The 14,393-nt window shown below is 53.7% G+C and carries 11 protein-coding genes and 3 pseudogenes; 7 read left to right on the forward strand and 7 right to left on the reverse strand.

Annotation, left to right across the window (positions count from 1 at the left end):
* Positions 1-22: 22 nt before the first annotated feature.
* Positions 23-841: a glutamate racemase gene (gene murI / locus NY406_RS01195; RefSeq protein WP_260534777.1), complete on the reverse strand. Its 819-nt coding sequence runs from the start codon at positions 839-841 to the stop codon at positions 23-25.
* Positions 842-847: 6 nt separating this feature from the next.
* Entirely contained in the window at positions 848-1,939 is a 1,092-nt protein-coding gene (gene ychF / locus NY406_RS01200) for a redox-regulated ATPase YchF (protein ID WP_260534778.1), read from the reverse strand.
* A 100-nt stretch (positions 1,940-2,039) separates the two neighbouring features.
* Between ychF and cmk the strand changes: the two genes are divergently transcribed.
* Both cmk and rpsA read left to right on the forward strand, forming a co-directional pair.
* Positions 2,040-2,735, forward strand: a complete 696-nt coding sequence (cmk, locus tag NY406_RS01205) for a (d)CMP kinase (protein ID WP_260534779.1) — start codon at positions 2,040-2,042, stop codon at positions 2,733-2,735.
* 231 nt (positions 2,736-2,966) lie between these two features.
* Positions 2,967-4,619 (forward strand): 30S ribosomal protein S1, encoded by a 1,653-nt coding sequence (gene rpsA / locus NY406_RS01210; RefSeq protein ID WP_260534780.1) that lies wholly within the window; start codon positions 2,967-2,969, stop codon positions 4,617-4,619.
* Positions 4,620-4,772: 153 nt separating this feature from the next.
* Here the strand turns inward: rpsA and era are convergent.
* A pseudogene (gene era, locus NY406_RS01215) lies at positions 4,773-5,689 on the reverse strand (GTPase Era).
* A gap of 120 nt (positions 5,690-5,809) precedes the next feature.
* Here era and rodA point away from each other — a divergent pair.
* Positions 5,810-7,039: a rod shape-determining protein RodA gene (gene rodA / locus NY406_RS01220; protein ID WP_260534781.1), complete on the forward strand. Its 1,230-nt coding sequence runs from the start codon at positions 5,810-5,812 to the stop codon at positions 7,037-7,039.
* A 97-nt stretch (positions 7,040-7,136) separates the two neighbouring features.
* On the opposite strand, the gene NY406_RS01225 is transcribed toward rodA, so the two are convergent.
* Positions 7,137-7,592 carry a hypothetical protein gene (locus tag NY406_RS01225; RefSeq protein ID WP_317618659.1) on the reverse strand — a complete coding sequence of 152 codons (456 nt, stop codon included), beginning with the start codon at positions 7,590-7,592 and terminating at the stop codon, positions 7,137-7,139.
* A 195-nt stretch (positions 7,593-7,787) separates the two neighbouring features.
* Between NY406_RS01225 and NY406_RS01230 the strand changes: the two genes are divergently transcribed.
* The 4 genes and pseudogenes from NY406_RS01230 (at position 7,788) to NY406_RS01245 (ending at position 11,223) form a co-directional block, all read left to right on the forward strand.
* Positions 7,788-8,840: a MiaB/RimO family radical SAM methylthiotransferase gene (locus NY406_RS01230; RefSeq protein ID WP_260534782.1), complete on the forward strand. Its 1,053-nt coding sequence runs from the start codon at positions 7,788-7,790 to the stop codon at positions 8,838-8,840.
* A 47-nt stretch (positions 8,841-8,887) separates the two neighbouring features.
* A complete protein-coding gene (locus NY406_RS01235) occupies positions 8,888-9,127 on the forward strand; it encodes a hypothetical protein (protein ID WP_260534784.1) in 240 nt (79 codons plus the stop codon).
* Between the two features lie 94 nt (positions 9,128-9,221).
* Entirely contained in the window at positions 9,222-9,755 is a 534-nt protein-coding gene (locus tag NY406_RS01240; RefSeq protein WP_260534786.1) for an adenine phosphoribosyltransferase, read from the forward strand.
* Positions 9,756-9,778: 23 nt separating this feature from the next.
* A pseudogene (locus NY406_RS01245) lies at positions 9,779-11,223 on the forward strand (sodium:proton antiporter).
* Positions 11,224-11,421: 198 nt separating this feature from the next.
* Here NY406_RS01245 and NY406_RS01250 read toward each other — a convergent pair.
* From NY406_RS01250 to ftsH, 3 genes and pseudogenes are all read right to left on the reverse strand, one after another.
* Positions 11,422-11,727, reverse strand: a complete 306-nt coding sequence (locus tag NY406_RS01250) for an HU family DNA-binding protein (protein WP_260534788.1) — start codon at positions 11,725-11,727, stop codon at positions 11,422-11,424.
* A gap of 41 nt (positions 11,728-11,768) precedes the next feature.
* Entirely contained in the window at positions 11,769-12,131 is a 363-nt protein-coding gene (locus tag NY406_RS01255) for a sulfite exporter TauE/SafE family protein (RefSeq protein WP_260534790.1), read from the reverse strand.
* A gap of 47 nt (positions 12,132-12,178) precedes the next feature.
* A pseudogene (ftsH, locus tag NY406_RS01260) lies at positions 12,179-14,157 on the reverse strand (ATP-dependent zinc metalloprotease FtsH).
* Positions 14,158-14,393 lie beyond the last annotated feature (236 nt).

The raw sequence follows: 14,393 nt of genomic DNA on the forward strand, positions 1-14,393 counted from the left end.
GGGCAACCGCAAGGGATTGCCCCTACATTTCGACCAGCTCGACGTCGGGGAGTTCGGTCCCCATGAAGAGGCGGTAGAGTTCGCGGAATTTCTGGGGAAGATCGCTGACCATGAGGTGCGGCAGTGCTTTTTCGGCGCTCTGGTTCAAGATGCCACGAGCCGAGAGGAGTTCTCCAGCTTTTTCGGCGACCGCTTCGGCGGAGTCGATGATGGTGATTTCCGGCCCGGCGATGCTTTCGATGACCTTGCGGAGAATCGGGTAGTGCGTGCAGCCAAGCACCAGCGTGTTGATCTCCTTTCCGGCGAAGGCTGACAGGTACTCTTCGGCAACGAGTCGGGTGGCGGGGTGGTCGATGAAGCCCTCTTCGGCGAGCGGCACGAAGAGCGGGCAGGCTTTCGGAAAAACTTCGAGCGCGTCGTTTTCATCCCGAATCGCGCAGGTGTAGGCGTTCGAGCCGATGGTGGCCTGGGTGCCGATGACGCCGATGCGGCCCGATTTCGTGCGCCTGGCAGCCAGCTCCGCGCCCGCCTTCAGTACGCCGATGACCGGAATGCCTCCGGCGGTTTGCTCGACTACGTCGAGCGCGAGCGCCGACACGGTGTTGCACGCCACAATGATCAGCTTCGGCTGGTGCTTCATCAACAGTTCGGTGTCCTCGCGGGCGTACTTCCGAATCGTGACCTGCGATTTCGGGCCGTACGGTACGCGAGCCGTGTCGCCAAAGTATATCAGCCGCTCGGCAGGCAGCGCGGCCTGCACCGCCTTGACGACGGTGAGGCCGCCAATGCCCGAGTCGAAAATGCCGATCGGGCTGTCGGCTGAAATCTTGTGCTGCGGCATGGCGTTTTACACGTTAAACCGGAAAGTGATCACATCACCATCCTTGACGACATATTCTTTGCCTTCAGAGCGCATTTTGCCGGCCTCCTTCACTTTCTGCTCCGAGCCGAGGGCGATCAGGTCTTCGTAGGCCATCACCTCGGCGCGGATGAAGCCCTTCTCGAAGTCAGAGTGGATCGCGGCGGCGGCTTCCGGGGCGGCTGCGCCCTTGCGGATCGTCCAGGCGTGAACCTCCTTGACGCCTGCCGTGAAGTAGTTGTGCAGGCCGAGCAGGTCGTAGGCAGCCATGATCAGGCGGTCGAGGCCTGACATTTCGAGGCCGAGGCTTTCGAGGAAGTCCGGGCGCTCCTCTTCGGGCAATTCGGCGATGTCCGCTTCAGCCTTGGCGCTGATGATGAGCATCTTCGAGCCGTTTTTCGCCGCGATCTTCTCGACCGTCGCGGTGTGTTCGTTGCCGCCGGGCAGGTCGCCCTCGGCCACGTTGGCGGCGAAGAGCACCGGCTTGGCGGTGATGAGGAAGAACTGCTTCGCCATCGCCCGCTCCTCGTCGTTTTCGAGAATGCTGCGCACCGGTACGCCCTCGCCGAGGCCGGCCACGATCTTCTCTGCCAGATCGACCAGCGCCTGCTGCTCCTTCTCCTTGCGGGCGCCCTTGCGGAGCTTGTCGATGCGCTTTTCCATGCTGTCGAGGTCGGCCAGCATCAGCTCGGTCTCGATGGTGGCGATGTCGCCTGCCGGGTCGATCTTGCCCTCGACGTGGATGATGTTCGGATCCTCGAAGCAGCGCACCACGTGAATGATCGCGTCAACCTCGCGGATATGCGAGAGGAACTGGTTGCCAAGCCCTTCGCCTTTGCTGGCGCCTCTGACCAGACCGGCAATATCGACGATTTCGAGCACTGCAGGTACGATGACCGGGGTTTTGACGACGCGGGCGAGTTCACCGAGGCGCGGATCGGGCACCAGCACGGTGCCGACGTTGGGTTCGATGGTGCAGAACGGGTAGTTGGCGGCTTCGGCCTGCTTGGCCGTGATGGCATTGAACAGCGTCGATTTGCCGACATTGGGCAGACCGACAATGCCGCAGCGAAGTGACATGGGCGGAGATGTTTGTTGAGAAAAACGGTTTTAACATGTAATCAATCCGTTTGGAAAAAGCAAATTAATTTTTTACAATTGCAGGCTGTTTTAAAATGCATTGGAGAATCCTATCGAAAAGAAACCGATCATCGTCGCCATAGACGGACCGGCCGCTTCCGGTAAGAGCACGACTGCCAAAATTCTTGCTGGCAAGCTGGGTTACACCTACATCGATACCGGAGCCATGTACCGCTCGGTTACGCTCAAGGTGCTCCGTGAAGGTTTGCTCGACCTTCTTCGCAAGGACGAATCCAGGATTGCCGAACTGCTCCGGACGATCACGATTCAGTTTCAGGGGCAGCGGGTTATGCTTGACGGGGAGGATGTCTCCGAAGCGATCAGGGAGAACCGGGTCAGCCGTGAGGTCAGCTTCATCAGTTCCCTCAAGCCGGTCAGAGACAAGCTTCGCGAGCTTCAGCAGGAGATGGGCCGCAAGCGCGGTATTGTGATGGATGGCCGTGACATCGGTACCGTCATCTTTCCCGACGCTGAGCTGAAAATCTTTCTTGTCGCCGATCCGGCGGAACGCGCCAAACGGCGCCATGCCGAGCTTTCGCTCAAGGCAGGTGGTGCAGCGGTGCCTTCGGTCGAGGAGCTCGAAAAGGAGATAAAACAGCGGGATCGCGATGATGAACAGCGAACCCATGCGCCGCTTAAGCGTCATCCCGACGCGGTTTTGCTCGATACCTCGAACATGACCATCGACGAGCAGGTTAACTTTGTGTACGACCTGGTTAATAAAATTGTAAGGTAATGAGGCAGGTGACGGCGCATTGCCTTTGTTAAGTATAAAGTGTTCTTTCGTGTCATATCCATAACCATAAAAACCGGCAGTCGAAATCTCTCGCGGCTGACGGCAAATCTATCAGAGAGGAAGGAAAACATTAATGTCAGAAACAACAACGCTGGAAACGCCGAAGCCGAAAGTGCCGGGCAGAAAAAAGTCAAGATCTTCGCTCACTACGAGCCCTCCGAACTGCAGCAGATGGAGTCGCTCTACACGAGCACCCTCTCCGAGATTACCGAAGAGGAGATTGTGAAAGGACGTATCGTTTCGATCTCCAACAAGGATGTCACCATCGACGTCGGGTTCAAGTCGGAAGGTATCGTTTCGCTTCTTGAGTTCCGTGATGATGACGAAATCAAGGTCGGCGACGAGGTCGAGGTCTATCTCGAAAACATCGAAGACAAGATGGGGCAGCTCATCCTCTCCAAGAGGAAAGCCGACGTGCTTCGCATCTGGGACAAGATTTACGATTCAATCGAGAACGACACCATTATCAACGGCAAGATCATCAACCGCGTCAAGGGCGGCATGACGGTCTCCCTGTCAGGTGTCGAGGCCTTCTTGCCCGGTTCGCAGATCGACGTCAAGCCGGTTCGCGACTTCGATGCGCTCGTCGGCAAAACGATGGACTTCAGGGTTGTCAAGATCAACCCGGTCACCCAGAACATCGTTGTCAGCCACAAGGTCATCCTCGAAGAGGAGTATGCGGCCAAGCGTGAGGAGATGCTTGCCAACATCAAGGTCGGCATGGTTCTCGAAGGCACCGTCAAGAACATCACCGACTTCGGTATCTTTGTCGATCTCGGCGGTCTGGATGGTCTGGTTCACATCACCGACATCACCTGGGGCAGGATCAACCATCCTTCCGAGGTGGTTGAGCTCGACCAGCCGATCAAGGTTGTGGTCGTCGGCTTCGACGAGAACACCAAGCGTGTTTCGCTCGGCATGAAGCAGCTCGAAACCCATCCGTGGGAGAATATCGAAATCAAATATCCGGTTGGTATCAAGGCTACGGGCCGCGTTGTCTCCATCACCGATTACGGCGCTTTTGTCGAGATCGAGAAGGGCATCGAAGGTCTGGTGCACATCTCCGAGATGAGCTGGACGCAGCACATCAAGCATCCGAGCCAGTTTGTGTCGCTCAATCAGGATGTGGAGGTCATCATTCTCAACATCGACAAGGAGCACACCAAGCTGTCGCTGTCGATGAAGCGCGTGTCGGAAGACCCGTGGATCGCCCTCTCCGAGAAGTATGTCGAGGGTTCGCTGCACAAGGGCACGGTCAGCAACATCACCGACTTCGGTGTGTTCGTCGAGCTGGAGCCTGGCGTTGACGGTCTGGTGCACATCTCCGACCTGTCGTGGACCAAGAAGATTCGCCACCCCAGCGAGCTGGTCAAGAAGGGCCAGGAGCTTGAAGTCAAGGTGTTGAAATTCGACGTCAACGCACGCCGCATTGCGCTTGGCCACAAGCAGATCAACAACGATCCGTGGGGTGAGTTCGAGCAGAAGTATGCTGTCGGCGCAGAATGCAATGGCGCTATTTCGCAGATCATCGAGAAGGGCGTCATCGTCATTCTCCCCGGCGAAGTCGATGGCTTCGTGCCGGTGTCGCACCTGTTGCAGGGTGGTGTGAAGGATATTCACTCCTCCTTCAAGATTGGTGACGAGCTGCCGCTCCGCGTCATCGAGTTCGACAAGGAGAACAAGCGCATCATTCTCTCGGCTCTTGAATATTTCAAGGACAAGAGCAAAGAGGAGATCGAAGCGTATCTCCAGGCTCATCCGAACGAGAAGAAAGAGATCGAGGCCGCCAGCGCCGAGCTTGAGCCGCAGCCGAAAGGCCGCTGATTTTTCACCGGTTGTTACAGCCAAAGCCGGAAAGACCCCTTCCATAGTGGAGGGGTTTTTCTGTTTGGGGTGAGGGCAGTGGACTTTGTGGACGCTGTGGACAAGAAAGAAAAAGAAGTTTTCCGCTGCTTTGTCCACCCAGTCCACCTTTGCTTAGTACCCGTAACTCTTCAGGAGGTTCTTTTTTTTGCGCCAGTCTGGGCGGATTTTTACGAAAATCTCCAGGTACACCGGTCTGCCGAGCAGCTCTTCGATCTCTTTTCTGGCCGCTTGGCCGAGTTTTTTGATGGCCGAGCCTTGCTGGCCGACGATGATCTGCTTCTGGCTGTTGCGCTCGACGATCACCGAGCAGCGGATCAGCTCTTTGCGGGTCGGGTCGTTTTCGTGCTGTTCCTTGAACTCGTCGATGACCACCTCGGTCGAGTAGGGGATTTCCCGTCCGTACATCAGGAATATTTTTTCGCGGACGATCTCGCCGACAAAAAAGCGCTCCGGTTCGGTGCTGAGGATGTCGTCCGGCCAGAGCGGTTCGTCGAGCGGCAACAGTGGCCTGAGCAGCTCGACCAGCTCTGGTATGTTGCCGCCGGTGAGGGCTGACAGGGCGAGCGTCGCCACGGGCTTGTACTTGCTTATGATCTCCGTTTGCACCTCTTTTATGGTCGGTTCCGGCACGAGGTCGGCTTTGTTCAGCGCGATGACGAAGGGTTTGCCTGCGGGCTTTACCCACTGTTCGATCAGTTCGCTGGCGAACTTCCGGTCGAAGGGCTCGTCGCCTTTCTGGAACGGGATGAGGGCCACGATGGTATCCGATTCCCGAAGCGAGCGCCGGGTGATTTCGAGCATCGACTCGTGCAACGACTGCTTCGGCTCCATGATGCCGGGGGTGTCGAGAATGACGATCTGGCTCCGGTCGTCATGGTAAATACCGGTAATTTTTTTCTTGTCGTTTGCGGTTTTGGGGTGACAATCGATAGCTTGTGATCCAGCAGACGGTTCAGCAGGGTCGATTTGCCCGCGTTTGGCGCGCCGACAAAGGTTACGTGGCCGCAAGAAAATGGTGGTAGCTGCACAATAATGATTTTTCTTGTATGATTCGGGAGCAGGGATATGCGTTGAAAACCTGTTCCGGTGGTTTATGGAGCTGTTTTCCGGCAAGATAACATGATCTCTCTCCTCTTTACTGACAAGTGATGGAAAAGCACAATAAATTCGATCTTTTATGGCTCCTGGCTCCCCTGTCGGGACTGATTGTCATGGGGCTTATGGCCGTGTACAGCGCTACCAATGGTTCTGCCGAATCGGTTTCTCTTTTTTACAAGCAGCTCCTCTGGGCGGTGGCCGGCGTCATGGCCACATCGGTCATGTACTCTATGGACTATCGTTTTGTTAAAGACAATGCCTATATCCTCTATGCCGCCGGTCTGCTTCTGCTTGTCGTCGTGCTGGTTTTCGGCAGGAAAATCGCCGGACAGACCAGTTGGGTGCGCATTGGCATGTTCAGTTTTCAGCCCTCCGAGCTGACCAAAATGTTTACCATCATCGCGATGGCGAGGTTTCTGTCCGATGACCAGACCGACATCGGCAACATGATGGATCTGGGCAAAGTGCTTGCCATGGCGCTGGTTCCCGCCGGTCTGATCATGCTTCAGCCGGATATGGGCACGACCCTGACCTGCCTGTCATTCATAGTTCCCATGATTGTTCTCGCCGGTTTCGACCTGTACTATATCCTGCTCGCGGTGGTTCCGGTGGCCTTGATGCTTTCGGGGTTTTTCAATTTGACCATTCTTGCCACCATTGCTGTTCTTTCGATGGTCATATTTGTTCTGTTCAGGCAAAAGTTTTATATCCACCAGTTGCTTGTTACCGGCGGTGGCTTTTTGGGTGGGTTGTTGACCTGGAAGTTTACCTCGATTATTCTCAAGCCTCACCAGATCAAGAGAATACAAATATTTCTCGACCCGACAGCCGACCCTCAGGGCGCGGGCTATAATGCGCTTCAGGCTAAAATTGCCATTGCCTCAGGCGGGATTTTTGGCAAGGGATTTCTTCACGGCACCCAGACGCAGCTTCGATATATTCCCGCGCAGTGGACGGATTTCATTTTCTGCGTGATTGCCGAAGAGCTGGGGTTTTTTGGCTCGACGTTATTGCTTCTGTTCTTTGTGGCTCTTGTGCTTCGTCTCGTCTGGATGGTCGGAGTCATCAAGAACCGTTTCGTCGAACTGTTGCTTGCCGGATATGCCTCGTTGCTTCTGACTCATGTGGTGATCAATATCGGTATGACTATTGGCGTCATGCCTGTTATCGGTGTTCCCCTTCCGTTTATTTCATATGGTGGTTCGTCGCTGGTCGCGAACATGATGATGGTTGGTCTTGCCATGAATTTTTCAAAAAACCGGAGACATATCGGTTATTGAGATGATGATGAGCTTGTATGAGAAATAAAAAAAGGCCATCGTCTTGGATAGCCTTTTTGTCGAAAAAATAATGTGTTTTATTTCGTTGTTTTTTCGATCATTTTTTGATCTGATAGATAAAGCGTTTGCCACCTTCTCCAACAGGAATGCGTTCGATTTCAGGATCCTGATTGCCATATTTGTTGAACCAGAGGCTGACTGCGGTACCTTTCGTCTGAAGTGCAGCAGCGATTTCACGTGGTTTGAATGCTTTATCCGGGTTTGCCTGAAGCAGATTCTTGATCGATATACCGAGTTTACCGCGTCCGAACTTGGCCTTTGCCGGCTTTGCTGCCGGACCGCCTTCCATTTTTGAAAGATTGATTTCAAGCTTTTTTATAATGGCATTCAATTCGGCTTCGTAAGGCTGAATGCTTTCTTCAAACTGACGCTGCATTTCAGCAATTTTTTCCTTTAGCTCATTTTTCTGCTGGTTCAGTGCCTTGAATTCATCTACATTCAGAATGTAAAGATCGAATTTGTCCGGAGCAGCTTCTTTTTTCATAGTGTTCATGATTTGCTTGTGTAACAGGTATAGTTTGGAAAACGAAAGAAATATAACAGGTTTGTATGCAATACTGCAATAAAAAAAATATGAGTTAATTTTTGGACTATAATGCAAGTGCTGTATTATGAATGTATATGAGTTGTGCGCTCAGCTTGCGGTGTTTTTGTTATTATTCCGTTGATTAAAAAGATCATATGTTTTATGAAACAGAAAAGTGTTGCTGCGGTAACTCTTGGTTGTAAAGTGAATTATGCTGAAACATCGTCCATAGTTGATGCGTTGGTTTCCAATGGGTGGCAATTGAATGCAATCGATGACGGGGCTGATGTGATCATTATTCATACCTGTGCTGTTACCGGTGAAGCAGAGCGAAAGTCAAGACAACAGATAAGAAAAATCATAAGAAATCATCCGGGAAGCAGGGTTGGGGTAATTGGTTGCTACGCTCAGCTTGATCCGAAACGGATCGCCGATATTGAGGGCGTTTCATTCGTGCTTGGTACAACTGACAAGTTTGACATCGCTTGGTACGGTGGCGAATCTTTATCGGATGATTCCGAACCTTTGATAAAGGTGTCTCCCACCGATAAGGCAATAGTCGCCCATCCGGCTTGCTCGATGCTTTCTCAACCTGAAAAGGGAAGAACCAGAGCTTTTCTGAAAATCCAGGATGGTTGCAGTTTTGGTTGCGCTTATTGTTCGATTCCTCTGGCGAGGGGGCGTTCGCGCTCGGTGCCTCTTTCAACGGTGCTCGACAGGGCTCAAAAAATTGCCGATGCCGGTTATCGTGAAATCGTGCTTACCGGTATCAATATTGGCGATTACCGGGATGGAGATATCCGCCTGTCCGGTCTGCTCCGGCGTCTCGAAACGATTGACGTCAGCAGGATTCGAATAAGCTCGGTGGAACCGCAACTGCTCGATGACGAGTTGATCGATATTGTTGCGGCTTCCGGCAAGATCATGCCCCATTTCCACCTGCCGTTGCAGAGCGGCTCTGACAAGGTACTCAGGTTGATGAGGCGGCATTACGATACGGCGTTCTATCGCGAACGTCTCATGAAGGCGATTTCTTCGATCAAAGGGTGCGCTATCGGTGCCGATGTGATGGCTGGTTATCCCGGTGAAAGCGAACGCGATTTTGAAGAGATGTGCCGTTTTATCGAGTCTTTGCCGGTTGCCTACCTGCATGTTTTTACCTGTTCGCCAAGGCCCGGCACGAAGCTTTTTGCCGAAATAGCCGAAAAAAGCTGATTCGCATACCTTCTACTGAAGCGTCTTCGAGAGCGGCCCGGCTTGGAGTGATCGGTGAGCAGATCGAACGGCGTTTTGCCGGAGCGTTTATCGGCAGTTTCCTGAAGGTGCTGTTCGAGGAGGTCACGGTGCTTCCTGGAGGATCCGTGCGATGGAGCGGTTACAGCGAAAATTACCTCCGGGTGAGTGTCGATACCAGCGCAGGGGAGTTGCGAGGTCAGGTGCGGGAGGTGATCATCGATGGCTTCGGAGAGGGTTTGCAATTACAGGGTAGACTCTTATCTTGAAATTTTCCAAGCAGAAGGCGCCTTCCCGAGGTCTGGCATCGGAGGCGCCCCGTTTCTGGCAGTTTTTACCAAATCAGAAAAACCCTCCACCGTTATGCCCATCAAATCCAGAATTCGCACTGTTCCCGATTATCCGAAAAAAGGGATCATGTTCCGTGATATTACCACCCTTATCAAGGATCCGGTTGGTTTTCGCCTGGTGATCGACAACATGACCCAGCACTATCTGTCCAACGGAGTCGATTTCGATGTGATCGTGGGTATCGAGGCCAGGGGTTTCATTCTCGGCGGCGCGCTTGCCTATACGCTTGGCAAGGGATTCGTGCCGGTCAGAAAGCCAGGAAAGCTTCCGGCGGATGTGGTGCAGCTCGAATACGAGCTCGAGTATGGTACCGACAAGATCGAGATGCATACCGACGCCCTTGTTCAAGGGTGCCGCGTGCTTCTGGTTGATGATCTTCTCGCTACGGGCGGCACGGCTCTTGCCGCTGCCGGACTGGTCGAGAAGCTCGGCGGTGTCGTGGCCGGCATGGCCTTTATCGTCAACCTGCCCGATATTGGCGGTGAAAAGAAGATTCGTGAAAAAGGCTATAACATCTATTCCCTGACAGAGTTCGAAGGTGATTGATACCTTTCGATCTCGAATGACTCATGGCTTATTGCTCTGATTTTTTGAAGCGTAGCGCGGTGGCGGCCGCTACGCTTATTTTTTCTTTGGCCTTTCCTGCCGTAGCGTTTTGCGCATCCGGAGGTGGGGAGCACTCCTCCCTCCTGCCTCCGGTCTGGCTGGCGGTACCGTTCGTGGTGCTGCTTCTGATGATCGCTACCGGTCCGCTTTTCTATCCGAGATTCTGGGAACACCATTATCAGAAGGTCTCGATCGTTCTGGGGGTACCCGTGGCGCTCTGGTACGCATTCATGGCGGAACATGGTGGGCACATGCTGCTGCACACCCTCGAAGAGTACATCTCCTTCATCGCCCTGATATCCTCGCTCTTTGTTGTAGCGGGAGGCATCCTGATCAAAATCGAACGGCGGGGAACGCCGATTCTTAATGCGCTTATGCTGTTGTTTGGCGCGGTGCTTGCCAATATTGTTGGCACGACAGGCGCGTCGATGCTGCTGATCAGACCGTATCTCAGGGTCAACAAAGGACGCCTGAGGCCATTTCATATCGTTTTTTTCATCTTCATCATCAGCAATATCGGCGGTGCGCTCACTCCGATCGGGGATCCGCCGCTTTTTCTCGGCTTTCTGCGCGGCGTACCGTTCTTCTGGGTGATTCAGCATCTTTGGCTGCCCTGGCTGGTGACGATCGGGTTGCTTACGACTATTTTTCTGGTGCTCGATCTGAAGGCAGGGAAGCGCGAAGCCGAGCAGGAATATTCTGGCCGCATCACGTTGACCGGACGCAGGAATTTCCTCTACCTGATTCCTCTTATCGGCTCGATCTTTCTCGATCCTGCCGTCATTCCGGGATTTCCGAGTCTCCAGGAGATTTTTCATGTGCCGTTTGGCGTCAGGGAGGTCATCATGCTGACGATCGCGGTCGTGGCCTACAGGACGGCCAATCAGGATGCCCTCGGGGGCAACGAGTTTAACTTCGAGCCAATCAAGGAGGTCGCGTTCCTTTTCGTGGGCATCTTTGCCTCCATGATTCCTGCGCTTCAGCTGATTGGCGCGTATGCGCAGTTCCATGCAGCTGAATTCACGGTCACGAAGTTCTACTGGTTCACAGGAATTCTCTCCGGCGTGCTGGATAATGCACCGACCTACCTGAACTTTCTGGCCGGAGCGCTTGGCAAGTTTGGTCTCGATTCCAACAGCATTGCCGATGTCGTGAAGTTTTCCCGGGGCATGGAATCACCGATTGCCGGTGATGTCTCTTCGATGCTTTATCTCATGGCAATATCGGTGGGTGCGGTCTTTTTGGCGCGTTCACCTATATTGGTAACGCCCCGAACTTCATGGTCAAGAACATTGCCGAACAGACCGAGGCCGACGTTCCCTCTTTCGTGGAGTATATTTACCGCTATTCGATTCCGGTGCTGCTGCCGGTATTCGGCATCATCTGGTTTGTGCTGTTCCACTGGTAGCCACGCTTTTCCTGCCGTTCCAGACAGCAAACGGCAGGATCGAAAGCCATTAAACGCACGGTCACTCTCATCCGGCACTCAAGACAAGAGTGACTGACTCTCTCCGTTTCGCCGTTATCCTGAAATACCCCGATCCTTTTGCATGGGATATCCTCCGGTGAAGATCATCGCTTCGCCGGATTTGTGTTGCCGTGGCGGTTATTCGTCGGCTTTCAGGCTTTCGCTGACCGCGTGCTTGAACTCTTTGGAGATTTTGAAGGTCGGCACATTTTTTGGCTCGACGGTCACCTTCTCACCCGTTCTGGGGTTCCTAGCCTGCCTGAGACTCTTGTAGCGAATGTTGAACGAACCGAATCCCCGGATTTCAATGCGTTTTCCGGATTTGAGCGAGTCGATGATGCTTTCGAACAAGCAATCGACGACCGATTCGGTTTCGTTTTTGGTCAGACCTGTGCGTTGGGCGATCACGTTCACCAGGTCGGCTTTGGTGGTTGTCTGTCCCATGGTAGTGTGTGCTTGGGTTGTAGGTTTGCCAATACTGCTGGTTAATACCAAAGGCGGATTGCTACTAATACAAGAAATACTGCGAACATTCGTCTCAAGAGGTCACTTGAGAGCTCAATGGCCAGCTTTGCGCCGAAGAAAGCGCCGGCGAAAAGGCCCAGGGCGACGATCAGTCCGAACCAGATGTGCTCCGTCGTGATCTTGCCGGCCTGATAATATTCGTATACGCCGAGAAGTCCGACCGGCAGCAGCAACGCCATGAGGGACGTCGCGCTGGCGGTTTGCTGGCTCATGCCGAAAAAGAAGATAAGCGCCGGAACGATGATCACGCCACCGCCCACTCCGAACATGCCGGACAAGAGACCTGCGGCGATTCCCGTGATGAACAGAATGAGATACTGCATGATGCTTGTCAAAAAAAGATATTCTGTTGTTACGCTGTCAGCGGCATTCATGCCGGAGAGTTTGCAACAGCTGTTTCCGAACTGACGATAGCGTCGATTTCCTCCGAATCGAGCGACTCCTTTTCAATCAAACGGGCAGCCATCTCGTGCAGAATCCGGACATGCGACGTAAGAATTTTTCGCGCATTGTCCATGCATTCGGTTATGATGCTGCGCACCTCGACATCGATCTGAAGAGCCGTATCCTCGCTGTACTCCCTTACATGCGAATAGTCTTTGCCGAGAAAGACCTCCTTGTGTCCGTCACCGTAATTGATCGGGCCGAGCTTTTCGCTCATACCCCAGTTTTTCACCATCTTTCGGGCGATCTCGGTCGCCTTTTCGATATCGTTGGCAGCGCCGGTACTTACTTCGTCGAAGATCAGCTCTTCTGCTGCCCGACCGCCAAGTGCATAGGTGATCATGGCGATCAGGTACTCCCGGTTTTGGGTATAGCGGTCTTCGAGCGGCAGGTAGGCGGTCTGGCCGAGGCTGCGGCCCCGCGGTATGATCGTGACCTTGTGGATCGGGTCGGAGCCGCTGGTGAACTTCGAGACGATCACGTGACCCGCCTCGTGATAGGCCGTAAGTTTTTCTGGTCGGGCGAAATGAACATGCTTTTCCGCTCTGGCCCCATCAGCACCTTGTCGCGTGCCTCCTCGAAATTTGCTACGGTGATTTCTGTCTGCTCTTTTCTCGCCGCCAGAAGTGCTGCTTCGTTGACCAGATTGGCCAGGTCTGCGCCTGAAAAGCCGGGCGTGCTTTTGGCGATGACGGCTATATCGACATCTCCCGAAAGCGGGGTGTTCCGGGTATGAATCTTCAGGATTGCTTCTCGTCCCCGGATATCCGGCTTGTCGATGACCACCTGCCGGTCGAATCTGCCGGGGCGCAACAGTGCGGTATCGAGCACGTCTGGGCGGTTGGTGGCGGCGATGAGAATCACGTTGTCTTTGGTTGTGAACCCGTCCATCTCTACCAGGAGCTGGTTCAGCGTCTGCTCACGCTCGTCATGGCCGCCGCCGAGACCTGCGCCACGGCTTCGGCCAACAGCGTCGATCTCATCGACGAAGACGATGCACGGCGCGTTTTTCTTGGCGGTTTCGAACAAATCCCGAACTCTCGCCGCGCCGACGCCGACGAACATCTCGACGAAATCTGCACCGGAGATCGAGAAGAATGGCACCTTGGCTTCGCCGGCAATTGCTTTGGCAAGAAGGGTCTTCCCTGTGCCGGGAGGCCCGAGAAGCAGCACGCCTTTTGGGATTTTGCCGCCGATTTTCTGGAACTTCTCAGGATTCATGAGGAACTCCACGGTCTCCCTCAACTCCTCGACCGCTTCATCAACACCAGCCACATCGTTGAACGTTACCTTGACGTCAAACTCGCTGATGAGTTTGGCTCGGCTCTTGCCGAAGCTGAAGATGTTTTTCTGTGCGCCGTTCTGCATCGACATCCGTCTGAAGATGAAGAAGTAGGCGAAACCGAAAAGTATCCACGGCAGCATGAGCAACAGGAAATTTGAAAACTCGTCGCTACTCTGGGTGATCTTGAGCTGGACGCCGCTTGCCGAAAGGCTGTCGGCCTGGGAACGGTCGAAGCCCGGAAGCCTGACCATAAAACGGTCGGAGCGTACAGTGAAACCACTGGTCAGCCGAAGGCTGTCGGGCGCCTTGAGCTTTCCGGTCAGCAGTGCGGAGTTGTCCTGGCTGGTTTTGACGGTTACTTCGGCCAGAGACCCTTCGGAAACAATCGAACGGTACTCATTATAGGAGATTTCCGGGGAAATGTCCTGGGAGAAAAAGCGCTGGAAAACAAACAGGCCAAGCACTGCCAGCATCAGAAAAAGGATGAACCCGGGGAATCTGCCCCCGTTTCCCTCTTTTCCGGGGAAGCGGTCATCCGGATCCGTACCTCTGTCTGGCGGCATGAAACGGTTGCCGGGCCGGGTTTGCGGAGCCTTGCCGTTGCTTTTCTTTGACTGCATCGGGAGTTGTTTTGGTAACGCAAGATAACTTACGGAATAATAAGTAATTAAAAGTAAAACTATGGTGGAAACCAAAAAGTTTATCGCAAACCGCCTCTCGCAAGGTTTTTTCACCGTTATTTTCTTGCCGCAGCCGGAGATATGGCTGCCATCGGGCGCTTGCCGGAGCTTTTTGTTCCACGGTTGTTCAAATTCTCTTGTTATTGCCAAATGCAGTGAGAATTTTTTTAAATTCC

Source organism: Chlorobaculum sp. MV4-Y (genome assembly GCF_025244685.1).
Classification (GTDB): domain Bacteria; phylum Bacteroidota; class Chlorobiia; order Chlorobiales; family Chlorobiaceae; genus Chlorobaculum.